At 67.2% G+C, this 22334-nt stretch carries 21 protein-coding genes; 12 read left to right on the top strand and 9 right to left on the bottom strand.

All coding sequences use genetic code 11. From position 1 onward, the window contains the following. Positions 1-2 precede the first annotated feature (2 nt). Genes sufC through MAAFP003_RS10960 form a run of 4 tightly spaced genes read right to left on the bottom strand, consistent with a single transcriptional unit; the run spans position 3 to position 4226 of the window. Positions 3-779 (bottom strand): Fe-S cluster assembly ATPase SufC, encoded by a 777-nt coding sequence (sufC, locus tag MAAFP003_RS10975; RefSeq protein ID WP_096286839.1) that lies wholly within the window; start codon positions 777-779, stop codon positions 3-5. Next, entirely contained in the window at positions 779-1963 is a 1185-nt protein-coding gene (gene sufD, locus MAAFP003_RS10970) for a Fe-S cluster assembly protein SufD (protein WP_096286837.1), read from the bottom strand. Before sufD ends, sufC begins: the two co-directional genes overlap by 1 nt. Continuing rightward, positions 1963-3423 carry a Fe-S cluster assembly protein SufB gene (sufB, locus tag MAAFP003_RS10965; protein WP_096286835.1) on the bottom strand — a complete coding sequence of 487 codons (1461 nt, stop codon included), beginning with the start codon at positions 3421-3423 and terminating at the stop codon, positions 1963-1965. The genes sufD and sufB overlap by 1 nt, the downstream gene beginning before the upstream one ends. A 53-nt stretch (positions 3424-3476) precedes the next feature. Then, entirely contained in the window at positions 3477-4226 is a 750-nt protein-coding gene (locus MAAFP003_RS10960) for a helix-turn-helix transcriptional regulator (protein ID WP_423790873.1), read from the bottom strand. A 120-nt stretch (positions 4227-4346) separates the two neighbouring features. Here MAAFP003_RS10960 and mptB point away from each other — a divergent pair, with 120 nt between their 5' ends. The 4 genes from mptB (at position 4347) to MAAFP003_RS10940 (ending at position 8866) form a co-directional block, all read left to right on the top strand. Then, the gene (mptB, locus tag MAAFP003_RS10955; protein WP_096286831.1) at positions 4347-6059 is read left to right on the top strand and encodes a polyprenol phosphomannose-dependent alpha 1,6 mannosyltransferase MptB; all 1713 of its coding nucleotides are present in this window, start codon (positions 4347-4349) and stop codon (positions 6057-6059) included. Next, positions 6056-7006, top strand: a complete 951-nt coding sequence (locus MAAFP003_RS10950; protein ID WP_096286829.1) for an ABC transporter ATP-binding protein — start codon at positions 6056-6058, stop codon at positions 7004-7006. The genes mptB and MAAFP003_RS10950 overlap by 4 nt, the downstream gene beginning before the upstream one ends. Continuing rightward, positions 7003-7788: an ABC transporter permease gene (locus tag MAAFP003_RS10945; RefSeq protein WP_096286827.1), complete on the top strand. Its 786-nt coding sequence runs from the start codon at positions 7003-7005 to the stop codon at positions 7786-7788. The genes MAAFP003_RS10950 and MAAFP003_RS10945 overlap by 4 nt, the downstream gene beginning before the upstream one ends. Positions 7789-7891: 103 nt before the next feature. Then, on the top strand, positions 7892-8866 hold the full coding sequence (locus tag MAAFP003_RS10940) for a COX15/CtaA family protein (RefSeq protein ID WP_423790872.1): 975 nt from the start codon (positions 7892-7894) through the stop codon (positions 8864-8866). Here MAAFP003_RS10940 and MAAFP003_RS10935 read toward each other — a convergent pair. After that, positions 8816-9463: a hypothetical protein gene (locus MAAFP003_RS10935; RefSeq protein ID WP_096286825.1), complete on the bottom strand. Its 648-nt coding sequence runs from the start codon at positions 9461-9463 to the stop codon at positions 8816-8818. The two genes, MAAFP003_RS10940 and MAAFP003_RS10935, sit on opposite strands and share 51 nt — an antisense overlap. Before the next feature lie 19 nt (positions 9464-9482). Between MAAFP003_RS10935 and MAAFP003_RS10930 the strand changes: the two genes are divergently transcribed. Further along, on the top strand, positions 9483-10457 hold the full coding sequence (locus tag MAAFP003_RS10930; protein ID WP_096286823.1) for a quinone oxidoreductase family protein: 975 nt from the start codon (positions 9483-9485) through the stop codon (positions 10455-10457). A gap of 6 nt (positions 10458-10463) precedes the next feature. Here MAAFP003_RS10930 and MAAFP003_RS10925 read toward each other — a convergent pair whose 3' ends face one another. Then, positions 10464-10865: a hypothetical protein gene (locus MAAFP003_RS10925; protein WP_243393866.1), complete on the bottom strand. Its 402-nt coding sequence runs from the start codon at positions 10863-10865 to the stop codon at positions 10464-10466. 179 nt (positions 10866-11044) lie between these two features. Further along, positions 11045-11971, bottom strand: a complete 927-nt coding sequence (locus tag MAAFP003_RS10920) for a heme o synthase (RefSeq protein WP_096286821.1) — start codon at positions 11969-11971, stop codon at positions 11045-11047. A 265-nt stretch (positions 11972-12236) separates the two neighbouring features. Here MAAFP003_RS10920 and tkt point away from each other — a divergent pair, with 265 nt between their 5' ends. The 7 genes from tkt to MAAFP003_RS10885 all read left to right on the top strand — a co-directional run bounded on the left by tkt (position 12237) and on the right by MAAFP003_RS10885 (position 20577). Further along, complete coding sequence (gene tkt, locus MAAFP003_RS10915) at positions 12237-14327, top strand: transketolase (protein WP_096286819.1); 2091 nt, start codon at positions 12237-12239, stop codon at positions 14325-14327. Between the two features lie 15 nt (positions 14328-14342). Then, positions 14343-15461, top strand: a complete 1119-nt coding sequence (gene tal / locus MAAFP003_RS10910; RefSeq protein WP_096286817.1) for a transaldolase — start codon at positions 14343-14345, stop codon at positions 15459-15461. Then, the gene (gene zwf, locus MAAFP003_RS10905; protein WP_096286815.1) at positions 15458-16999 is read left to right on the top strand and encodes a glucose-6-phosphate dehydrogenase; all 1542 of its coding nucleotides are present in this window, start codon (positions 15458-15460) and stop codon (positions 16997-16999) included. The genes tal and zwf overlap by 4 nt, the downstream gene beginning before the upstream one ends. Positions 17000-17048: 49 nt before the next feature. Further along, positions 17049-17960, top strand: coding sequence for a glucose-6-phosphate dehydrogenase assembly protein OpcA (gene opcA, locus MAAFP003_RS10900; protein WP_096286813.1), 912 nt, complete (start codon positions 17049-17051; stop codon positions 17958-17960). Continuing rightward, on the top strand, positions 17957-18706 hold the full coding sequence (gene pgl, locus MAAFP003_RS10895) for a 6-phosphogluconolactonase (protein WP_096286812.1): 750 nt from the start codon (positions 17957-17959) through the stop codon (positions 18704-18706). Before opcA ends, pgl begins: the two co-directional genes overlap by 4 nt. A 176-nt stretch (positions 18707-18882) precedes the next feature. Further along, entirely contained in the window at positions 18883-19281 is a 399-nt protein-coding gene (locus MAAFP003_RS10890; RefSeq protein ID WP_096291053.1) for an ATPase, read from the top strand. Positions 19282-19284: 3 nt separating this feature from the next. Next, complete coding sequence (locus MAAFP003_RS10885) at positions 19285-20577, top strand: cytochrome P450 (RefSeq protein WP_096286810.1); 1293 nt, start codon at positions 19285-19287, stop codon at positions 20575-20577. Here MAAFP003_RS10885 and MAAFP003_RS10880 read toward each other — a convergent pair whose 3' ends face one another. Further along, positions 20578-21366 carry a bestrophin-like domain gene (locus MAAFP003_RS10880; protein ID WP_096286808.1) on the bottom strand — a complete coding sequence of 263 codons (789 nt, stop codon included), beginning with the start codon at positions 21364-21366 and terminating at the stop codon, positions 20578-20580. A gap of 148 nt (positions 21367-21514) precedes the next feature. Next, on the bottom strand, positions 21515-22333 hold the full coding sequence (locus MAAFP003_RS10875) for a DUF1206 domain-containing protein (RefSeq protein ID WP_243393864.1): 819 nt from the start codon (positions 22331-22333) through the stop codon (positions 21515-21517). Between the last annotated feature and the right edge of the window lies 1 nt (position 22334).

Below are 22334 nucleotides of genomic sequence, written 5' to 3'. Positions count from 1 at the left end.
GGTTACGCCCCCGCGGATGCCGCTTGGCTGGTGAAACGCTCGTAGCCGTGCTCTTCGAGCTCGTCGGCCAGTTCGGGACCGCCCGACTCGACGATGCGGCCGCCGACGAACACGTGCACGAACTGCGGCTGGATGTAGCGCAGGATCCGGGTGTAGTGAGTGATCAGCAGGACACCGCCGTGCTCGGCTTCGGCGTAGCGGTTGACACCCTCGCTGACCACCCGTAGCGCGTCGACATCCAGGCCGGAGTCGGTCTCGTCCAGGATCGCGATCTTCGGCTTGAGCAGCGACAGCTGCAGGATCTCGTGGCGCTTCTTCTCACCGCCGGAAAAGCCTTCGTTGACACTGCGTTCGGAGAACGCCGGATCGATCCCCAGATCGTCCATCGCGCCCTTGACTTCCTTGACCCAGTGCCGCAGCTTCGGAGCTTCGCCGCGCACGGCGGCGGCGGCGGTGCGCAGGAAGTTCGACATCGACACCCCCGGCACCTCGATCGGGTATTGCATGGCCAGGAACAGGCCGGCCCGCGCCCGCTCGTCGACGCTCATCGCCAGCACGTCCTGACTGTCGAGCGTGATCGAACCGGACGTCACCTCGTACTTCGGGTGCCCGGCGATCGCGTAGGACAGGGTGGACTTGCCGGACCCGTTCGGGCCCATCAGCGCGTGCGTCTCCCCCGATTTCACGGTGAGGTCAACACCTTTGAGGATCGGAATAGCGTCGGACTCGTTGGTGCGCGCGACACTGACGTGCAGATCCTTGATTTCGAGCGTGGTCATCAGTTCTTGATTCCTTCGGTTAACTCAAGTTCGTGTTCGATGGCCTCGGTGAGCCGTTCGCGCACGGCGGGCACGGCGATCTTCTGGATGATCTCGCCGAAGAAGCCACGCACGATCAGCCGGCGGGCCTGATCCTCCGGGATGCCGCGAGCTTGTAAATAGAACACCTGCTCGTCGTCGAATCTTCCGGTGGCACTTGCGTGTCCGGCGCCGACGATCTCGCCCGTCTCGATTTCGAGGTTGGGCACCGAATCGGCGCGGGCGCCGTCGGTGAGCAGCAGGTTGCGGTTGGTCTCGAAGGTGTCCGTACCGGTGGCCTCCGCGCGGATCAGCACGTCGCCCACCCAGACGGTGTGTGCATCGGGACGGCTGGATTCCGGATCCGCTTGCAGCGCGCCCTTATACAACACATCCGAGCGGCAGTTGGGGTACGCGTGGTCGACGAGCAACCGCGATTCGAAGTGCTGGCCGTCGTCGGCGAAGTAGGTGCCGAGCAGCTGGGCGTCGCCGCCGGATGCGGTGAACCGCACCGTCGTCGACGTACGCACCAGATCACCCCCGAGCGTCACGTTGACATGGCCGAGCACCGAATCCTTGCCCAGCCGTGCGTGATGCGCGCTGACGTGCACCATGTCGTCGGCCCAGTCGGCGATCCAGATCACCCCGACGGCTGCCGCGTCGCCGACGACGATCTCGACGTTGTCGGCGTAGGTCCCGCTGCCGCGCAGGTCGATGACGAAGATCGCGCGGGCGAGTTCCTCGACGCGGATCTGCAGATGCCCGTAGGCGACCGCGCCCTCGCCGGGCCCGGTTATCGCGATTTCGATCGGCTTGGCAACCTCGGTGTCACGCGGGACGGTCACCACCGTCGCGGAGTTGAACGACGAGAACGCTTGGGCCGCAACACGATCAGCGGGAACGCCACCCTGACCGAGACGCTCGTCGCCGCGGCGCACGGTCTCGGTCTGTACGCCGGGCTGTTCGCCAACACTGATCTGCGCCGCGCCGCTGGCGACGGCCGAGCCGTCGTGCAGGCCGCGCAACCGACGCAGCGGGGTGAACCGCCAGATCTCGTCGCGGCCGCTGGGCACCTCGAAGGCGTCCACGTCGAACGACGCGAACAGCTCCCCCTTGTTGGCGGCAGTCAGGGCCGAACCCTCGACCGCCTCAGAAACGTTCGTCACTAACCGACCGCGCCTTCCATCTGCAGCTCGATCAGCCGGTTGAGCTCCAGCGCGTACTCCATCGGCAGTTCCTTGGCAATCGGCTCGACGAAGCCGCGCACCACCATCGCCATCGCCTCGTCCTCGGTCATGCCGCGGCTCATCAGGTAGAAGAGCTGGTCCTCGCTGACCTTGGACACGGTGGCCTCGTGACCCATCGTCACGTCGTCCTCACGGATGTCGACGTACGGGTAGGTGTCGCTGCGGCTGACCGTATCAACAAGCAGTGCATCGCATTTCACGCTGGAGCGGGATCCGTGGGCGCCCTTGTTCACCTGCACCAGGCCGCGGTAGGACGCGCGGCCACCGCCGCGAGCCACCGACTTGGAGACGATGTTGCTCGACGTGTTGGGTGCCAGGTGCAGCATCTTGGCACCGGTGTCCTGGTGCTGCCCCTCGCCGGCGAACGCCACCGAGAGCACCTCGCCTTTGGCGTATTCGCCGGTCATCCAGACCGCCGGGTACTTCATCGTCACCTTCGACCCGATGTTGCCGTCGACCCACTCCATCGTGGCGCCGGCTTCGGCGCGGGCGCGCTTGGTGACCAGGTTGTACACGTTGTTCGACCAGTTCTGGATCGTCGTGTAGCGGCAACGGCCACCGGGCTTCACGATGATCTCGACCACCGCGGAGTGCAGCGAGTCGCTCTTGTAGATCGGCGCGGTACAGCCCTCGACGTAGTGCACGTAGGCACCCTCGTCGACGATAATCAGCGTCCGCTCGAACTGGCCCATGTTCTCGGTGTTGATCCGGAAGTAGGCCTGCAACGGGATGTCGACGTGCACGCCGGGCGGCACGTAGATGAACGAACCACCCGACCACACAGCGGTGTTCAGCGCGGAGAACTTGTTGTCACCGGCCGGGATCACGCTGCCGAAGTACTGCTTGAAGATCTCCGGGTGTTCCCGCAGACCGCTGTCGGTGTCCAGGAAGATGACGCCCTGGGCTTCCAGATCCTCACGAATCTGGTGGTAGACCACCTCGGACTCGTACTGAGCCGCGACGCCCGACACCAGGCGCTGCTTCTCCGCCTCGGGGATCCCGAGCTTGTCGTAGGTGTTCTTGATGTCGGCGGGCAGGTCGTCCCACGTGGCGGCTTGCTTTTCGGTGGAGCGCACGAAGTACTTGATGTTGTCGAAGTGGATGCCCTCGAGGTTCGAGCCCCAGTTGGGCATCGGCTTCTTGTCGAACGTGCGCAACGCCTTCAGCCGGATCTGCAGCATCCAATCGGGCTCGTTCTTCTTCGCCGAGATGTCCCGGACAACCGCCTCGGACAACCCACGCTGCGCGCTGGCGCCCGCGACGTCGGAGTCCGACCAGCCGTAGCCGTACTTACCCAGCGATGCGATCGTCTGCTCCTGGGTCAGGGGCCCTGAAGGCGCTCCGGTGACCGGCGTGGTTGCCTCTGGCGTGAGTGTCATGCGGACGCTCCTTTGGTGTTGGTGCCGGCGCGCGGGCTGGGCGCCGCTTGATGCTAGGTCTTGCTTGCTGCCTTGCTCGCAACCGGTGCGAGCGGCACATGGGTGGTACAGGCGCAATCGCCGTTGACGATCGTCGCCAACCGCTGCACGTGAGTGCCGAGAACTTCGGCCATGGCTTCGCGCTCGGCCTCGCACAGTTCCGGGAATTCCTCGGCGACATGCGATACCGGGCAGTGATGCTGGCAGATCTGCACGCCGTGCAGCGGCGGGCCCACCCGGGCCGTGGTGGCGACGTAGCCGGCCTTGGTCAGCGCGCCGGCCACCCGTTGGGCGGCGGCCTCGACGTCAGTGTCGTCGGCACTGTCCGCGGGTTCGACGCCGGCCAGGATCGTGTCGATACGGCGCCGGGCGAAGGTCTGCAGCGCACCCTGTCCGCCGATCTCGCGCAGTTGGCGCATCGCCGCGACCGCCAGGTCGTCGTAGGAGTGGTCGAGCTTGGCCCGGCCCGCCGCCGTCAACCGGAAACGCTTCGCGGGGCGCCCGCGTCCGGCCTGCTGCCATGCCGCGGCGGCCGCCGATTCCGCATCGCCCGCGTCGATCAGCGCGTCCAGGTGACGCCGCACGCCGGCGGCCGCCAGACCCAGCCGGTCACAGATCTCGCTGACGGTGATCGACCCGGATTCCAGCAGCAGCCGCACGATGGCGCGGCGGGTGTGACCATCCGGAACGACGGTAGGAGCCGCGGCACCGGTTGCGGGCATGACGCCGGCGTCCTGGGCTTCCTCGGCAGTCCGGATTTTCACAACACCAGTGTGACGCAATTCCGGAAAACGGTCCAGCAAGGCTGCCCTCAGTGGCGGGTCGTGCCGATCGCGCGGCAAGCATCGGGCGGCGGCCTCGCGGCATGCCGCTACGCTGCACTGATGGCAGAGCGCCACCACTCGCTGAGCTCGTCGATCGCCGCGTTGCACGGCGACGAGAAGCCCGTGGGCTCACCGCTCAATGAGACCGAACTCACCGCACTTCGGCGCACCCGGCTGTTCGGCGCCACCGGAACGGTCCTGATGGGGATCGGCGCACTGGGCGCCGGCGCGCGTCCCGTCGTCCAGGACCCCACGTTCGGGGTGCGGCTGCTGAACCTGCCGTCCCGGATCCAAACGGTGTCGTTGACGATGACCACGGTCGGGGCGGTCATGATGGCGCTGGCCTGGCTGATGCTGGGCCGATTCGCGCTGGGCAAGCGGCAGATGTCACGCGGCGAACTGGATCGCACCCTGGTGCTGTGGATGCTGCCGCTGCTGATCGCGCCGCCGATGTACAGCAAGGACGTCTACTCCTACCTGGCGCAGAGCCAGATCTCGCTGGAAGGCCTCGACCCGTACAAGGTCGGTCCCGCGTCCGGGCTGGGTCTCGGCCATGTGTTCACCCTGTCGGTGCCCAGCGTGTGGCGTGAGACGCCGGCGCCCTACGGACCGTTGTTCCTGTGGATCGGGCGCGGCATCTCCGCGCTGACCGGCGAGAACATCGTCGCCGCGGTGCTCTGTCATCGGTTGGTGGTGCTGGCCGGCGTGGCGATGATCGTGTGGGCCGTGCCGCGGCTGGCCCGGCGCTGCGGCGTCGCCGAGGTCAGCGCGCTGTGGCTGGGTGTGGCCAATCCGCTGTTGCTGATGCATCTGGTCGCCGGCATCCACAACGAGGCGCTGATGCTCGGGTTGATGCTAATCGGCGCCGAATACGCGCTGCGCGGTATCGATGCGCCCCGGCTGCGGCCCCTCTCGTGGCGCCGGTTGGGCCCCGACTGGGAGCCGCTGGGCATGCTGCTGGCCGGCTCCATCCTGATCACGCTGTCCTCGCAGGTGAAGCTGCCCTCGCTGTTGGGGCTGGGATTCGTCACGATGGCGCTGGCCCACCGCTGGGGCGGCAACCTGCGGGCGCTGCTGCTGGCCGGCGGCGGGATCGGGTCGCTGTCGCTGGCGGTGATGGGCCTGGTGGGCTGGGCCAGCGGGCTCGGATTCGGCTGGATGTTCACGCTGGGGACCGCCAACGTGGTGCGCAGCTGGATGTCGCCGCCCACGCTGCTGGCTCTGGCCACCGGGCAGGTCGGGATTCTGCTGGGCCTGGGCGATCACACCACCGCCGTGCTGGCCCTGACGCGTTTTATCGGCGTGCTGATCATCATGGTGCTGGTCAGCTGGTTGCTGTTCGCGGTGTTCCGCGGCCGGCTGCACCCGATCGGCGGCCTGGGCGTCGCGCTGGGCATCTGCGTGCTGCTGTTTCCCGTCGTGCAGCCCTGGTACCTGCTGTGGGCGATCATTCCGCTGGCCTGCTGGGCGACGCGCACGGGCTTCCGCGAGACGGTCATCGTGATCACGCTCGTCGTCGGGATCTTCGGACCGACCGCCAACGGCGATCGCTTCGCGCTGTTCCAGATCCTGGATGCCACCCTGGCCAGCGCCGCAGTGATGGCCGTGCTGGTCGCGCTGACCTACACCCGGCTGCCGTGGCGGCCGCTACAGTCCCCGTCCACCGACAACGGCGACGGACCACCCAGCGCCGAGCCCACCGTGACCGTCCAGACCCCGCGGGCCACCCCTCGATCCGAGTCGGCGCCCGACGCCTACGCTGACTCGACGTGAGTTCGGGCCGCCTAGACCCCGAAGCCCCCGAGACAGTGGTGCGGCTGCGTGGGGTGAGTAAGCACTACGGCTCGACGACCGCTGTCGCTGATCTCGATCTCGAAGTGCGCGCCGCGGAGGTGCTGGCCCTGCTGGGGCCCAACGGCGCCGGCAAGACGACGACCGTCGAGATGTGCGAGGGCTTCGTACGGCCGGACGCCGGCACGATCGAGGTGCTGGGGTTGGACCCGGTCGCCGACAACGCCAGGCTGCGCGCGCGTATCGGGGTGATGCTGCAGGGCGGCGGCGGCTACCCGGCGGCCCGCGCCGGCGAAATGCTCGACCTGGTGGCCTCTTACGCCGCCGACCCGCTGGACCCGCAGTGGCTGCTGGCCACCCTGGGCCTCACCGATGCCGCCCGCACCACTTACCGGCGGCTCTCGGGCGGGCAGCAGCAACGGCTCGCGCTGGCCTGCGCGCTGGTGGGGCGTCCGGAACTGGTGTTCCTCGACGAGCCCACCGCCGGGATGGACGCGCATGCCCGGCTGCTGGTGTGGGAATTGATCGACGCGTTGCGCCGCGACGGCGTGACGGTGGTGCTGACCACACACCAGCTCAAAGAGGCCGAGGAGCTCGCCGACCGGATCGTCATCATCGACCGGGGGTCGACCGTCGCGGAAGGCACGCCCGCGGAACTGATGCGTTCCGGCGCGAAAGACCAGGTGCGGTTCACCGCACCGCCACGACTTGACTTGTCGCTCTTGGCTTCCGCACTGCCGGAGGATTACAAGGCCACCGAGGTGACCCCGGGCGAGTACCTGGTCGAGGGCCCCGTCGACCCGCAGGTGCTGGCGACCGTGACGGCGTGGTGCGCCCAAATCGATGTGCTGGCAACCGATTTGCGTGTCGAGCAACGCAGCCTCGAAGATGTGTTCCTGGAGCTCACCGGCAGGAAGTTGCGATCGTGACCGACACCAACACCCCGGCGTTTCCCCCCGGCACCTTCACCCCCGATCCGCGTCCCAGCGCCGTGCCGAAAATGCTGGCCGCCCAGTTCGGGCTGGAGCTGAAGCTGTTGCTGCGCAACGGTGAACAGCTACTGCTGACCATGTTCATCCCGATCACGCTGTTGGTCGGGCTGACGCTGCTGCCGTTCGGCTCATTCGGCCACAACCGTGCCGCGACGTTCGTGCCGGCCATCATGGCCCTGGCCTTGATTTCGACGGCATTCACCGGGCAGGCCATCGCGATCGCATTCGACCGCAGATATGGGGCCTTGAAACGGCTTGGGGCCACGCCCCTTCCGGTCTGGGGCATCATCGCCGGCAAGTCCCTGGCCGTGATCACCGTCGTGTTCTTACAGGCAATCATCTTGGGCGCCATCGGTTTTGCCTTGGGCTGGCGACCCGCACCGCTGGCTCTGGTGCTGGGCGCGGCGGTCATCGCCCTGGGCACTGCCGCCTTCACGGCACTCGGGCTGCTGCTCGGCGGCACGCTGCGCGCCGAGATCGTCCTCGCGGTCGCCAACTTGATGTGGTTCGTCTTCGCCGGACTGGGCGCGTTGACCCTCGAGACGAACATGATCCCGGCCGCGGTCAAATGGGCGGCCCGGCTCACCCCGTCCGGTGCGCTGACCGAGGCGCTGTCGCAGGCGATGACGCTGTCGGTCGACTGGTTCGGCGTCGTCGTCCTGGCGGTGTGGGGCGCGGTGGCCGCACTGGGCGCGCTGCGCTGGTTCCGCTTCACCTGAGGATCTCGCGACACTGTAATCACGCAGACAACACGCCGATATGGGCCTGCAAAACTACAGTCTCGGCGAAACCCTCGGGCCGTACTACGGTCCGTAGTTTTCGTTGGCCTACGATCGGGCGGTGGCTGTCGGACGAGTGCTGATGCGGGCGGTGGACCTGCTCCCCGATCCCAGTCTGCGCGTCCAGCGGATCATCGCCGCCGCGGTGATCCTGTCTCAGGACGGTATCGCGGTCACCGGTTCGATCGTGCGGGTCACCGCGTCGGGACTGGGTTGCCCCACCTGGCCGCAGTGTTTTCCGGGCAGTTTCGTCCCGGTCGCGGTCGCCGAGGTGCCGTGGGTGCATCAGTCCGTCGAGTTCGGCAACCGGCTGTTCAGCCTCGCGGTCGTGGTCACCGCCGCGCTGGCGGTGCTGGCGGTGTACCGGGCCCGACGGCGCACCGAGGTGCTGGCCTACGCGTGGCTGATGCCGGTGTCCACGGTGGTGCAGGCCGTGATCGGCGGCATCACCGTGCGCACCGGGCTGCTGTGGTGGACGGTGGCCATCCATCTGCTGGTGTCGATGACGATGGTGTGGCTGTCGATGCTGCTCTACGTCAAGATCGGCGAGCCGGATGACGGCGTCGTGCGCGAGCGGGTGGCCCGGCCGCTGCGCCTGCTCACGGCGCTGACCGGGGTGAACCTGGCGGTGGTCTTGGTCACCGGCACGCTGGTGACCGCGGCCGGCCCGCACGCGGGAGACCGCAGCCCCAGCCGGACGGTGCCGCGGCTGAAAGTCGAGATCACCACGCTGGTACACATGCATTCGTCGCTGCTGGTCGCCTACCTCGCACTGCTGGTCGGCCTGGGCTTCGGGCTGCTGGCGGTCGGCGCGGCGCGGCCGATCCTGCTGCGGCTGGGCGTGTTGCTCGGGCTCGTGTGCCTGCAGGCGGCCGTCGGCACCACGCAGTACTTCACCGGTGTACCCGCCGCCCTGGTCGCCATCCACGTCGCGGGTGCCGCGGCGTGCACCGCCGCGACCGCGGCGCTATGGGCCTCGATGCGAGAACGGGCCGAGCCCGAGCCGCTCGCAGGCTGATTCCACGGCCAGGGCAAAATCGCGCTGGGCCAGTTCGCGTGCGGCGGCGTCCAGCTGTCGCCAACCCAGCGACGGCGCCACCACATCGAGTCCGGCCACCCGTGCGTCGCAGACGTCGACACGCGCGTAGAGCAGCTCGCCGACGCCGATACCGGCGTGTTTGGCAGCCGCTGCGATCGCCGCGTAGCCGAGGTCCCATGACTCGAAGTCCGGCTCGGCCGGCCAAGCGTGGGACTGCTGCCCTCCGAAGAAGATCAACACCGACCGTGCCGTCGCCCCCGGCAGGGTCGGCACACCGGCTTTCTCGATGTCGTCCAGGTACCGGGCACCGAGATTCCACGCGACCACCGCGGGTGGATTCAGCAGGTTCTTGACGCGGCGGGTCCAGGCGAGGAACTCGTCGCGCCGGCCGGCGTCCGCGATGTCGCGCAGGATCACGAGGTCGGCGCCGACGGTCTCGGGATCGTCCCAGTCCAGCCAGCGAGCGTGCAGGCCCCGGGTCCGTAGCGCGGATACCAGGCCGGCGTCGTCCGTGCGCCGCCGGCATCCGGCCAGCACAATGCGGGGGTGGAAGACGTCCGGGCGGGCAAGCTTCATGCCCGGGCATGATATCCACATGCACGCAATCGAAGTCAGTGAAACTGGCGGCCCCGAGGTCCTTCGTTACGTCGACACATCACAACCCTCGCCGCGCCCCGGCGAGCTGCTGATCCAGGCCGAGGCCATCGGCGTCAACTTCATTGACACCTATTTCCGATCCGGGCAATACCCGCGCGAGGTGCCGTTCGTCCTGGGCTCCGAGGTGTGCGGCACCGTCGCGGCCCTCGGCGAGGGAACCGAAGGCTTCCGGGTCGGCGACCGGGTGGTGTCCGCGGCCGCATCCGGCGCATACGCTGAATTCTCAACTGCACCAGCACATTTGACTGCCAAGGTGCCGGACGGCGTTAGCTCCGAGATCGCGGCCTCGGTGCTGCTGAAGGGACTGACCGCCCACTACCTGCTGAAGTCGGTGTATCCGGTGCAGGCCGGTGACGCGGTGCTGGTGCACGCCGGCGCCGGCGGCGTCGGGCTGATCCTGACCCAATGGGCACACCTACTCGGCGCCAGGGTCGTCACCACCGTCTCCACGCCCCAGAAGGCCGAGAAGTCCAAGAAGGCCGGCGCCGACGAGGTGCTGTCCTACCCCGACGACGCCGCCGCGTTCGGCCAGCGGATTCGTGAACTGACCGGAGGTCTCGGCGTCGCCGCGGTGTACGACGGCGTCGGTGCGACCACGTTCGACGCCAGCCTGGCCAGCCTGGCCGTGCGCGGAACCCTGGCGTTGTTCGGCGCTTCCAGCGGGCCGGTGCCGCCGGTGGATCCGCAGCGGCTCAACGCCGCGGGGTCGGTGTTCCTGACCCGCCCGGCGCTGGTGCACTTCATGCGCACCGGACAGGAGTTCAACTGGCGCGCCGAGGAATTGTTCGAGGCGGTGGCCGGCGGATCCATCAACATCGAAGTCGGAGGCCGTTATCCGTTGGCCGAAGCGACCCGCGCCCACCAGGACCTGCAGGGCCGCAAGACCGCCGGCTCGATTGTGCTGCTGCCGTAAGCGAATTCAGGCCTTAGGGCAGAAGATTCCGAGGATCTGCTGGCAGTTGTCCTTGTTGATCAGGCCCGGCGGCGCCGGTGGAGGTGGCGGCGGCGGATTCTCGCCGTCCCAGATGTTCTGGGCCACATTGCCTTGCCCGAAGTAGACGTAGTAGTAGGTGTGGCAAATGTTGTTGTCCCAAACAACCGGGTTGGTGACGTGATTGCCGGTGGGTGGCAACGGTTGCCCCGGGCACCAGTGGCATGGCCCGGACGGGTGGTCGTTCGGACACCCGGGCCAGGCATCCAACGGCACCGGCCCGGGTTGAGCGCCGGCGATAGCCGCGGTCAGGCCGAAATCGGTGAGCACCAGACCGCCCGACAGCAGCGCCGCAGCGATCACCTTCTTGACGATGCGCATGTGTTCCATGGCCCCATGTCCCTTTTCCGCAGGCTTTGCTGCTGAGAGTCAGTATCGAACTGCGGCCTTTGTGCTGCATCGGTTTTGGCTAGGCAAATCGGTCGCGCACCCAGTACATGCGCGACGATCGGCTACCGATCCCAACAAAGGCGGTGCCGACGTGACGAACGGGATCTAGGCCGACCGGCTCAGAGCAGTGTCGGCAAGGCGATCACCGAGTCGACCGCCAGCGCGCAGAACACCACCGCGAGGTAGTTGTTCGACTGCAGGAACAGCCGCAGCGGCTTGACCGGCTCGCCGGCGCGGACCCCGGCATAGAGCTGGTGGGCCATCGCCAGGAACCACACTCCGGCCACCACGGCGACCGCCGTGTACAGCCAGCCGGTGGCCAGTGCCAGCACCATCGTCGCCAGCACGGTCAGCCAGGTGTAGATCAGGATCTGCTTGGTGACCTGACGCTCGGTGGCCACAGCGGGCAGCATCGGAACGCCGGCCGCTTTGTAGTCGTCCTTGTACCGCATCGCGAGCGCCCAGGTGTGCGGGGGCGTCCAGAAGAAGATGATCGCGAACATCGCCAGGGCCGGCCAGCCGATGGTGCCGGTGACAGCCGACCAGCCGATCATCACCGGCATGCAGCCGGCCGCGCCGCCCCACACGACGTTTTGCGACGTGCGGCGCTTGAGCAGCAGCGTGTAGACGAACACGTAGAACGCGATGGTGGCGAGCGCCAGCAACCCCGAGAGCAGGTTCGTCGTCCACCAGAGCCAGCAGAACGAGCTCACCGTCAGCACCAGCCCCAGGGCCAGGGCATTTCGCGTCGCCACCGCGGCGCGGGCCAGCGGCCGCCGCGCGGTCCGCTTCATCAACTTGTCGATGTCGGCGTCGGCCACGCAGTTGAGCGTGTTGGCTCCGCCGGCCGCCAGCATCCCACCGATCAGCGTGTTGAAGATCAGCACCGGGTCCACGTGGCCACGGTGAGCCAGCAGCATCGCGGGTATCGCGGTGACCAGGAGCAGCTCGATGACGCGGGGCTTCGTCAGCGCCACATAAGCCAGCACCGTGCCGCGTATTCGGCTCGGCGCTCGGGTTGGCCCTAGGCGCCCGCGAACGCTCACGCAATAACTCCTTGGGGTCGCAGCGGGGCGCAGGATCTACTACGCACGATGGTAGACCGCACTGTCACCGCGGCCCGCCTCGAGGGTCTATTCACACAGAATTTCCCGCGGACGGCACTGATCGCAAGTTCGCCGACGCCTGCACGTCATGTCCAGCGCGGCACCGAGGATTACCCACAAACCCGCACTGCAAACGCTGCCACTCCCGCACTAGGGTGAGGATTGATCCGCGCTCTGTTTACGGCCACCCCAAGGACTGACGCCTGTGACCACTCTTGAAGAGATCTCCACGCTGACCCGACCGCAGCACCCAGACGACTGGGCCGAGATCGACTCGGCCGCCGTCGACACCGTGCGGGTGCTGGCCGCCGACGCGGTCCAGAAGGTCGGCAATGGCCACCCCGGGACCGCGATGAGCCTGGCCCCGCTGGCCTACACGCTGTTCCAGCGCGCCATGACCCACGATCCCAGCGATCCGCATTGGTTGGGGCGGGACAGATTCATCCTGTCGGCCGGGCACAGCAGCCTGACGTTGTACCTGCAGCTCTACCTCGGCGGGTTCGGCCTCGAACTGTCCGACATCGAGTCGCTGCGCACCTGGGGCTCGAAGACCCCGGGCCACCCGGAGTTTCGGCACACCAAGGGTGTTGAGATCACCACCGGTCCGCTCGGGCAGGGCCTGGCGTCCTCGGTCGGCATGGCGATGGCGGCGCGCTACGAGCGCGGTCTGTTCGACCCGGACGCCGCGCCCGGCGAAAGCCCGTTCGACCACTACATCTACGTGATCGCGTCCGACGGCGACATCGAGGAGGGCGTCACCTCTGAGGCGTCCTCGCTGGCGGCTGTGCAGCAGCTCGGCAATCTGATCGTGTTCTACGACCGCAATCAGATCTCGATCGAGGACGACACCGACATCGCGTTGTGTGAGGACACCGCGGCGCGCTACCGCGCTTACGGCTGGCACGTGCAGGAAGTCGAGGGCGGAGAGAACGTCGTCGGTATCGAGGAGGCCATCGCCAACGCCAAGGCCGTCATCGACAAGCCGTCGTTCATCTCACTGCGCACCATCATCGGCTACCCGGCGCCGAACCTGATGAACACCGGCAAGGCGCACGGCGCGGCGCTGGGCGACGAAGAGATCGCGGAGGTCAAGAAGATTCTCGGGTTCGACCCCGACAAGACCTTCGAGGTGCGCGACGACGTCATCGCCCACACCCGCAAGCTGGTGGACCGCGGCAAAGAGGCGCACGAGAAATGGCAAGCGGAGTTCGACGCCTGGGCGCAGCGGGAACCCGAGCGCAAGGCGCTGCTGGACCGGCTGACCGCGCAGCAGCTGCCCGACGGCTGGGACGCCGACATCCCGTACTGGGAGCCCGGATCCAAGGCGCTGGCCACCCGCGCGGCGTCCGGCAAGGTGCTCTCCGCCCTGGGACCGAAGCTACCCGAACTGTGGGGCGGATCGGCCGACCTGGCGGGCAGCAACAACACCACCATGGATGGTGTGAAATCCTTTGGCCCACCGTCGATCACGACGAAGGACTACACGGCCGACTGGTACGGCCGCACCCTGCACTTCGGCATTCGCGAACACGCGATGGGGTCGATCCTGTCCGGCATCGTGCTGCACGGCCCGACCCGCGCCTACGGCGGCACCTTCCTGCAGTTCTCGGACTACATGCGCCCGGCCGTGCGGCTGGCGTCGCTGATGGACATCGACACCATCTACGTGTGGACGCACGACTCGATCGGTTTGGGCGAGGACGGTCCGACGCACCAACCCATCGAGCACCTGGCAGCGCTGCGGGCCATCCCGAAGCTGTCGGTGGTGCGTCCGGCCGATGCCAACGAAACGGCCTACGCGTGGCGCACGATCCTGGCACGCGGCAACGGAAGCGGACCTGTCGGCCTGATCCTGACCCGCCAGGGCGTGCCGGTCCTCGAGGGCACCAACATCGAGGGCGTCGCCCGCGGTGGCTATGTGCTGAGTAACGAGGGCGACGAAGAACCCGACGTCGTTCTGATCGCTACCGGCTCCGAGGTCCAGCTTGCGGTCGACGCCGCAAAGCTGTTGGCGGACAAGGACATCCTCGCTCGGGTGGTGTCGATGCCCTGTGTCGAATGGTTCGAGTCCCAGCCAGCCGAGTACCGCGACAGCGTGCTGCCGCCCTCGGTCTCGGCGCGGGTGGCCGTCGAGGCAGGCATCGCGCAACCGTGGCACAAGCTCGTCGGCGACACCGGGAAGATCGTTTCGATCGAGCACTACGGCGAATCCGCCGACGCCAAGACATTGTTCCGTGAGTTCGGCTTCACCGCGGAGGCCGTCGCTGCCGCCGCGGAAGAAGTAGTCGACAACTGAGAAAGGCTGATTCAGATGACCCAGAACCCCAACCTCGCGGCGCTGGCCGCCGCGGGCGTATCCGTGTGGCTTGACGACTTGTCGCGGGACCGGCTGCAGTCCGGCAACCTGCAGGAGCTGATCGACACCAAGAGCGTCGTCGGCGTGACCACCAACCCGTCCATCTTCCAGAAGGCGTTTGCCGACGGCGACACCTACGATCCCCAGATCGCCGAGCTGGCCGAGCGGGGTGCGGACGTGGATGCCACCATCCGCACCATCACCACCGACGACGTGCGCACCGCGTGCGACGTACTGCGGCCGCAGTGGGAGGCGTCCGACGGCGTGGACGGGCGCGTGTCCATCGAGGTGGACCCGCGACTGGCCGCCGAAACCGACAAGACCACCGCGCAGGCCATCGAGCTGTGGAAGATCGTGGACCGGCCGAACCTGCTGATCAAGATCCCGGCCACCAAGGCGGGCATCCCCGCCATCACTGCCGTTCTCGCCGAAGGCATTTCGGTCAACGTCACGCTGATCTTCTCCGTAGAGCGGCACCGCGAGGTGATGGACGCCTACCTGGCCGGCCTGGAGAAGGCCCGCGAGGCCGGACATGACCTGTCCAAGATCCATTCGGTGGCTTCGTTCTTCGTCTCCCGGGTGGACACCGAGATCGACAAGCGGCTGGAAGCGATCGGCACTCCGGACGCACTCGGTTTGCGCGGCCAAGCCGGTGTCGCCAACGCCCGGCTGGCCTACGCGGCCTACCAGGAGGTGTTCGACGACGGCGAGCGCTTCGCGGCGTTGAAGGCCGACGGCGCCCGCGTGCAGCGGCCGCTGTGGGCGTCGACCGGCGTCAAGAACCCCGACTACTCCGACACGCTGTATGTCACCGAGCTGGTCGCGCCCTTCACGGTGAACACCATGCCGGAGAAGACGATTGACGCCGTCGCCGACCACGGCGTGGTCAGCGGCAACACCATCACGGGCACGGCCGACGCGGCTCAGGGCGTGTTCGACAAGCTCTCCGAGGTCGGCATCGACGTGACCGATGTGTTCGTGGTCTTGGAGAACGAAGGCGTGGAGAAGTTCGTCGAATCCTGGTCCGAGTTGCTCGACGAGACACAGAAGCAGCTGAGCACCACTACCAAATGACGCCGAGCGCGGACAACGCGCAATGGCGTAACCCATTGCGGGACAAAGACGATAAGCGGCTACCCAGGATCGCCGAGCCATGCGCCATGGTGCTGTTCGGCGTCACCGGCGACCTGGCGCACAAAAAGGTGGTGCCCGCGGTCTACGACCTGGCCAACCGCGGGTTGCTGCCACCGACCTTCTCGCTGGTCGGCTTCGGCCGCCGCGACTGGGATCATGACGCCTTCGCCCAGGTCATTCACGACGACGTCAAGCAGTACTGCCGCACCCCCTTTCGGCAGGCCATTTGGGAACGGTTGGCCGAGGGACTGCGGTTCGTGTCGGGCGCCTTCGACGACGATAAGGCGTTCGTGCGACTCGCGGAGACACTCGACAAGCTCGACGTCGAGCGCGGTATCGGCGGCAATCACGCGTTCTACCTGGCGATCCCGCCGAAGTCCTTCCCGGTGGTGTGCGAACAGCTGCACTCCTCCGGGCTGGCCCGCCCGCAAGAGGATCGCTGGAGCCGGGTCGTCATCGAGAAGCCGTTCGGCCACGACCTGAAGAGCGCCTGCGATCTCAATCACGTGGTGAACTCGGTGTTTCCCGAGGAGTCGGTGTTCCGCATCGACCACTATCTCGGCAAGGAGACGGTCCAGAACATCCTGGCGCTGCGCTTCGCCAACCAACTCTGGGACCCGATCTGGAACGCGCACTACGTCGACCACGTGCAGATCACGATGGCCGAGGACATCGGCCTGGGCGGACGCGCCGGTTACTACGACGGTATCGGCGCGGCCCGCGACGTCATCCAGAACCACCTGATGCAGTTGCTGGCGCTCACCGCGATGGAAGAGCCGGTCAGCTTCAATGCGCAGGCATTGCAGGCCGAGAAGATCAAGGTCCTCTCCGCCACCCAACTCGCGCAGCCGATCGACGAGACCACCAGCCGCGGCCAATATGCGGCCGGCTGGCAGGGCGGCCAGCAGGTGGTGGGACTGCTCGACGAGGACGGCTTCTCGAAGGACTCCACCACCGAGACCTTCGCGGCCATCACGCTCGAGGTGGACACCCGCCGCTGGGCCGGGGTGCCGTTCTACCTGCGCACCGGAAAAAGATTGGGCCGCAGGGTGACCGAGATCGCCCTGGTCTTCAAACGCGCCCCGCATCTGCCGTTCGACGCCACCATGACCGACGAGCTCGGCGCCAACGCGCTGGTCATCCGGGTGCAGCCCGACGAGGGCATCACGCTGCGGTTCGGTTCCAAGGTCCCGGGCGCGATGGAAGTCCGCGACGTCAACATGGACTTCTCTTACGGCTCGGCGTTCGCCGAAGATTCCCCCGAGGCCTACGAGCGGCTGATCCTGGACGTGCTGCTGGGTGAGCCGTCGCTGTTCCCGGTGAACGAGGAGGTCGAATTGGCCTGGCAGATACTCGATCCCGTCCTCGACCATTGGGAGTCGAACGGTAAACCCGACCCATACGAGTCGGGCACCTGGGGGCCGGCCTCGGCAGATGAGATGTTGCGCCGCACTGGCCGCGAATGGCGGCGGCCGTGATCCGCGCCGACGACGGTGCAGAGCATAGCGATGCTGAGGAGTGGCGCCAATGATCGTCGATCTGCTGGACACCACCACCACCGCGGTCAACAAGAAGCTCGATGCACTGCGCGAAGAGGCCGGCGTGGTCATGATGGGCCGGGTCGGGACGCTGATCATCAAGTCGGACAACGACACTCTGCTCGAAGAGGCCATCGTGGCCGCCAACGCCGCCAGCCACGAACACCCCAGCCGGGTCCTGGTCGTGGCGGCCGGTGACACCGACGGCCACGATGCGCGCCTGGATGCTCAGGTTCGAGTCGGCGGCGACGCCGGCGCCGGCGAGGTCGTGGTGCTGAGGCTGTCCGGCCCGTTGTCCGGTCACTCGGCCAGCGTCGTCATCCCCTTCCTGCTTCCCGATATCCCGGTCGTGGTGTGGTGGCCCGATATCGCCCCCGCGGTTCCCGCCCAAGACCCGTTGGGGAAGTTGGCGATTCGGCGCATCACCGATGCGACCAACACCGACGACCCGTTGTCGGCGATCAAGAGCCGGCTTCCCGGATATACCGCCGGGGACACCGATCTGGCCTGGGCGCGGATCACGTACTGGCGGGCGTTGCTCACCTCCGCGGTCGACCAGAAACCGCACGAGAAGATCGAATCCGCGCTGGTATCCGGTCTGCGCACTGAGCCCTCGCTCGACGTACTGGCGGGCTGGCTGGCCAGCCGGATCGACGGGCCGGTACGTCGCGAGGTCGGCGAGCTCAAAGTCGAGCTGGTGCGCAAGAGCGAAACCATCACCCTGAGCAGGCCGCAGGAGGGAACGACGGCCACCCTGAGCCGGACCGGGCGACCGGATGCGCTAGTTCCGTTGGCGCGCAGGGAAACCCGTGAATGCCTGGCCGAAGATATGCGTCGCTTGGACCCCGACGAGGTCTACTACAGCGCGCTCGAAGGAATCGATAAGGTGCAATACGCGTGAGCACAACCGTTGAAGTCTTCCCGGACGGCGACCAGCTGGTCGAGGCAGCGGGCCGCCGGCTCGTCGAGACCATCCACGCCGCCGCCGCGGCGCGCGGACGCGCCCTGATCGTGCTGACCGGCGGCGGTAACGGCATCGGGCTGCTGAAATACTTGCGCGCTCAGGCCGACCAGATCGACTGGTCGACGGTGCACCTCTTCTGGGGCGACGAACGCTATGTCCCCGAGGATGACAGCGAGCGCAACGAGAAACAGGCCCGAGAAGCCCTGCTCGATCACATCGACATCCCGGCGAGCAACGTGCATCCGATGGCCGCCAGCGACGGGGAATTCGGCAGCGATCTCGCCGCCGCGGCGCTGGCCTATGAACAACTACTGGCCGCCAACGCCGAGCCAGGCGAGCAGGTACCGAATTTCGACGTCCATCTGCTCGGCATGGGGCCCGAGGGCCACATCAACTCGCTGTTCCCCGACACCGCGGCGGTGCGCGAGACCAGCCGCATGGTGGTGTCCGTCGACGACTCCCCCAAACCCCCGCCGCAGCGAATCACGTTAACAATCCCGGCGATCCGGCGATCCCGCGAGGTGTGGCTGATGGTCTCGGGAGCCGCCAAGGGCGATGCGGCCGCCGCCGCCATCGGCGGCGCCAAGCCGGTGGATATCCCGGCCGCGGGTGCCATCGGGCTCGAGACGACGCTCTGGCTGCTCGACGAGGACGCCGCCGCCAAGCTGCCCGCCCGGCCCTAGGACCCCGCCCGCTCCGGCTTCGGCGTCGGCGTAGCCGGTCGCGTACTCCCCCAGCCGCCGCGTCACCTCACACCCGCAGCCTTGGGCCACGCCGGCCCAACGGCCACCGTCACAGTGTTGTTTTCGCACAACCAATTCGATGTTCAGAGGTTTTCCCCGGTTCCGTCCCGGTCATAATTACCGACATGGCAGACAGATCGGTGCGCAACGGGCCTGAGCGAAACCGGATCAAGACGCTCACTCAGGCTGCTCTGAACGCCGACAAGACGGTCGAGCAGGTCGAGGACGTCCTCGACAACCTCGGCAGAACCATGAATGAGCTGAGCAGTTCCCTGACCCGGTTGAACGGCACGGTCGAGCGCCTGGACGGCGGCCTGGACCACCTCGAAGGAACCATGGAAAGCCTGGACGAGCTCGCCAAACGCCTGATCTCGCTGGTGGAGCCGGTGGAGGCGATCGTCAGACGCATCGACTACATCGTGAGTATCGGCGAGACGGTGATGTCGCCGCTCGCGGTGACCGAGCACGCGGTGCGCGGTGTGGTGGACCGGCTGCGCAACCGGCCGGCGCGGTAGGCCGTGACCGGCGCCGAGCCGGTGCCCGCACCGCCCTACGCCGACGGCACCGGTCTGCCGTGGGACGTTCCGGTAACCGACGCCGTCGCGGTGATCGCCGCCGCCCGCGCCCGGCACGGAGACACCTTCGCCGTGAAAAGCGGTCCCGACCGCTATCTGTTCACCTTCTCGCCCACCGGCGTCGAGTCGTTCTACGCACTGAGCGAGGAGACCGCGAGCAAGGGGGTCGCCGACTACCTGATGCTGCGGCGCAAGCTGCCCGACGACATCTTTGCCGGGCGACGCACCCTGCCGAACATGCTGTTTCGCCGCGGCGATGTGGCCAACTATCTGGTCAACCTGGACCGCGCGCTCGAGCAGACAACACTCGAGCTGGGATGGGCGGGTTCGTTCGACGTGTTCGATCTGATGCGTCGCCTCGGCCACCGGATGGGGCTGGCCTCGTGGGCCGGACCGGGGTCGGCCGACGGGGAGACCTTCGAGCGTCTGGTGCGCGCCTTCGACACCCTGGACGGCTCCGACGCGTTCGTCCACCCCGATCGGATGGCGGCGGTGGCGGCGACCGGCAAATGCGCCGAGCGCGCCGCGCTCGATGAGATTGCCGACGCCATCGCCGCCGCGGTGCGCAGATTCGACGACGGGGACATCAGTGATCATGACCTCTTCGGCCGGATCGTGCACGCCTGGTCGACGGCGCCGCAGCCTTCCCGGCTGCGCGGGATCGCCTTCGACGTCGCGCTGATCCACATCGCGTCCATGTCCAACCTGGCCGCCGCGCTGGGCTGGGCTTTGGTCGACCTGCTCGAACACCCGGCCCAGCTGCAGCGAGTACGGTTGGGCGACAATCCCTTTGCCCAGAGCTGTGCGCTGGAGTCGACGCGTATGGCGCAACGCTCGATCATGTCTCGCAGCGTGCTGTCGCCGGTCTCGCTGAACACCGGAGCCACCACCTACCGGGTCCCGCCTGGCTGGACCATCGCCACCCTGCTCCCGTTGCTCAACACCTTCGCGGCGCCGGGGCTACGGCAATGGGATCCCGATCGGTGGACCCGCCATCAGCTGACCGAAAAAGACGCTCTCCCTTCGCCGATGCTGGTCACCGCCTTCGGGCACGGCAAGCACTCCTGCCCGGCCCAGCCGTTCTCGCTGTCGGCGATGACGGCCGCCATGACTCACCTGCTGGGCGCCTACCGGATGACGCCGCGATGGACGACACATCCGGAGCCGGTCGCGGCCCAGATCAGCGGCGTTGCGCGGGCGGCCGGGCCGTGCCTGGTCGACTATTCGCACACCTAATCAGGTCCCCCGGTCGACGGCGTCGAAAACGTCCAGCGCATGGTGAAACGGCGCGGCGGTGATCTGATGATCGCTGGCGAAGGAATGGTCGAAGGCGAAGACGATGCACAGCAGCAGACCGAGCAGAACCGCGATCGTGCTGGAAACCACTGCATGGCCAACGGTGTGCCCGAGACGCAGGAACCCGGTGAGCGAGACGAGAACCACCGCACCGAATATCAGCCCTGCCCATAGCAACACCGGGATTCGGGGCTTGGTGCCGATGATGCGCTCGTTGCGATCGGATGCCAGCGCGGTCAGTTGGCTCAGGAACTGAAAGTCGATCGGATTCGACGCGGCACCGGACGTCTGTTTACCGACGATGCGATACATGTCGGTGATTGCCGCCCGCGCGCTGTCACTGCCGCCGTCCACGCCGGGCTTGGTGCGATCGGTGCCCGCCACGGCGTTCGCGTACTGGCGCAGCAGCTGCTGAAGCTGGGCCTGCTCCGGCTGTGGCATCGCGACCGTCTGGCGATACATCGTGGTCAGCGCCGATGCCTCGTTGGCGACAATGACCTGGGTGGCGGAGAATTGTTCCCACGTGGCCACCACGGTGAACCCGAGCAGCGCGCCGTAAACGAGGCTGACAATCGCGATGAACGGCGACATCGCCGGGTTGTGATCTCGGCCGAGCACCGGCGTCGGCATCATGCGGCTTCCAAGCCATATGCAGCCCACCGCGATGGCGATTGCGACGGCGAAGACAACAATCACGAGTAGCCACAGTGGTGGCCCGGATGCGCCCAAGATCTCCCCGCCAGGTATCGCTTGATATGCATGGGCCGCAGGTGGTCCCGCCCCACTTCGGCCCAGCGTCAGCGTATTCGCGCCCGGCGCGGCAGAGCACGCGATTCAGTTGCTGTTAACCGATACTTCGCGGCGCGCTCGCCGACCGCTACATCTTGGTCCGCCGGGCCATCGCGAAGCTGTAGAAACCGTAGGTGATGATGCCCAGACCGGCGGCGACCAGCAGAATCCGTCCATACGGTTGAGCGCCCAGCGTCTTGAGGGCCGCATCCAGGCCAGTGGCCTTCTCCGGCTGCGACAAGAATGCGGCGACGATGACCAGTACGCCCGCGCCGGCGATCACCACCCCCTTGGCGATGTAGCCGACGATGCCCAGACGCCGGACCACGTTGCCGGACTTGCCTTTCAGATCGTCGACGAAGTTGCGGCTGGCACCCTTGTAGACGTGGTAACCCCCCACCGCGATGACGATCACGCCGCAGACCACCAGGGCGATCGTGCCGGCCGTGCTCTGCATCAGCCGTGCGCTGATCGTCGAATTCTGCTGACCGGCAGACTTGCCGGCGCCGCGCGCGAAACCGAGAGCCGAATACGCCAGCGCGACATAGACGACCGCGAGCGAGAATGCTTTGGCCCGATCCAGTGCGCTCGACGACGCGCCGTCCTGCTGGTCGCTGGATCGGCCGAGTGCGGTCTCGACGAGGCGCCACAGACCCAGCACCAGCAGAGCGCCGGCGGCGAACCACAGCGCGACAGGCCCGCCCGGCTTGCTTGCCAGGGTGGCCAGCGCACCCGTTTGATCGGCGGTACCGGCCTCGCCGAACGCGATTCGGATGGCGAGGTATCCGACGACCAGGTGCAGCAGTCCGCTCACCACGAACCCGCCACGTGCCAGCCGCTCGAAGAGCTCGTTCTGGGCGAAGCGGGCCGGGGTCATCGTGTGATCGGATGGCATCGATGCGGACATG

Origin of the sequence: Mycobacterium ahvazicum (assembly GCF_900176255.2) — a bacterium.
GTDB classification, from domain to species: Bacteria; Actinomycetota; Actinomycetes; order Mycobacteriales; family Mycobacteriaceae; genus Mycobacterium; species Mycobacterium ahvazicum.
The sequence above is the reverse complement of the archived record's forward strand: the minus strand, read 5'-3'. Positions and strand labels throughout refer to the sequence as shown.

Excerpts from the sequence above, each read along its gene's own strand:
- sufC (WP_096286839.1), bottom strand. The coding sequence starts at position 779 with ATGACCACGCTCGAAATCAAGGATCTGCACGTCAGTGTCGCGCGCACC.
- sufB (WP_096286835.1), bottom strand. The coding sequence starts at position 3,423 with ATGACACTCACGCCAGAGGCAACCACGCCGGTCACCGGAGCGCCTTCA.
- mptB (WP_096286831.1), top strand. The coding sequence starts at position 4,347 with ATGGCAGAGCGCCACCACTCGCTGAGCTCGTCGATCGCCGCGTTGCAC.
- MAAFP003_RS10935 (WP_096286825.1), bottom strand. The coding sequence starts at position 9,463 with ATGAAGCTTGCCCGCCCGGACGTCTTCCACCCCCGCATTGTGCTGGCC.
- MAAFP003_RS10930 (WP_096286823.1), top strand. The coding sequence starts at position 9,483 with ATGCACGCAATCGAAGTCAGTGAAACTGGCGGCCCCGAGGTCCTTCGT.
- MAAFP003_RS10925 (WP_243393866.1), bottom strand. The coding sequence starts at position 10,865 with ATGGAACACATGCGCATCGTCAAGAAGGTGATCGCTGCGGCGCTGCTG.
- tal (WP_096286817.1), top strand. The coding sequence starts at position 14,343 with ATGACCCAGAACCCCAACCTCGCGGCGCTGGCCGCCGCGGGCGTATCC.
- zwf (WP_096286815.1), top strand. The coding sequence starts at position 15,458 with ATGACGCCGAGCGCGGACAACGCGCAATGGCGTAACCCATTGCGGGAC.
- opcA (WP_096286813.1), top strand. The coding sequence starts at position 17,049 with ATGATCGTCGATCTGCTGGACACCACCACCACCGCGGTCAACAAGAAG.
- MAAFP003_RS10875 (WP_243393864.1), bottom strand. The coding sequence starts at position 22,333 with ATGTCCGCATCGATGCCATCCGATCACACGATGACCCCGGCCCGCTTC.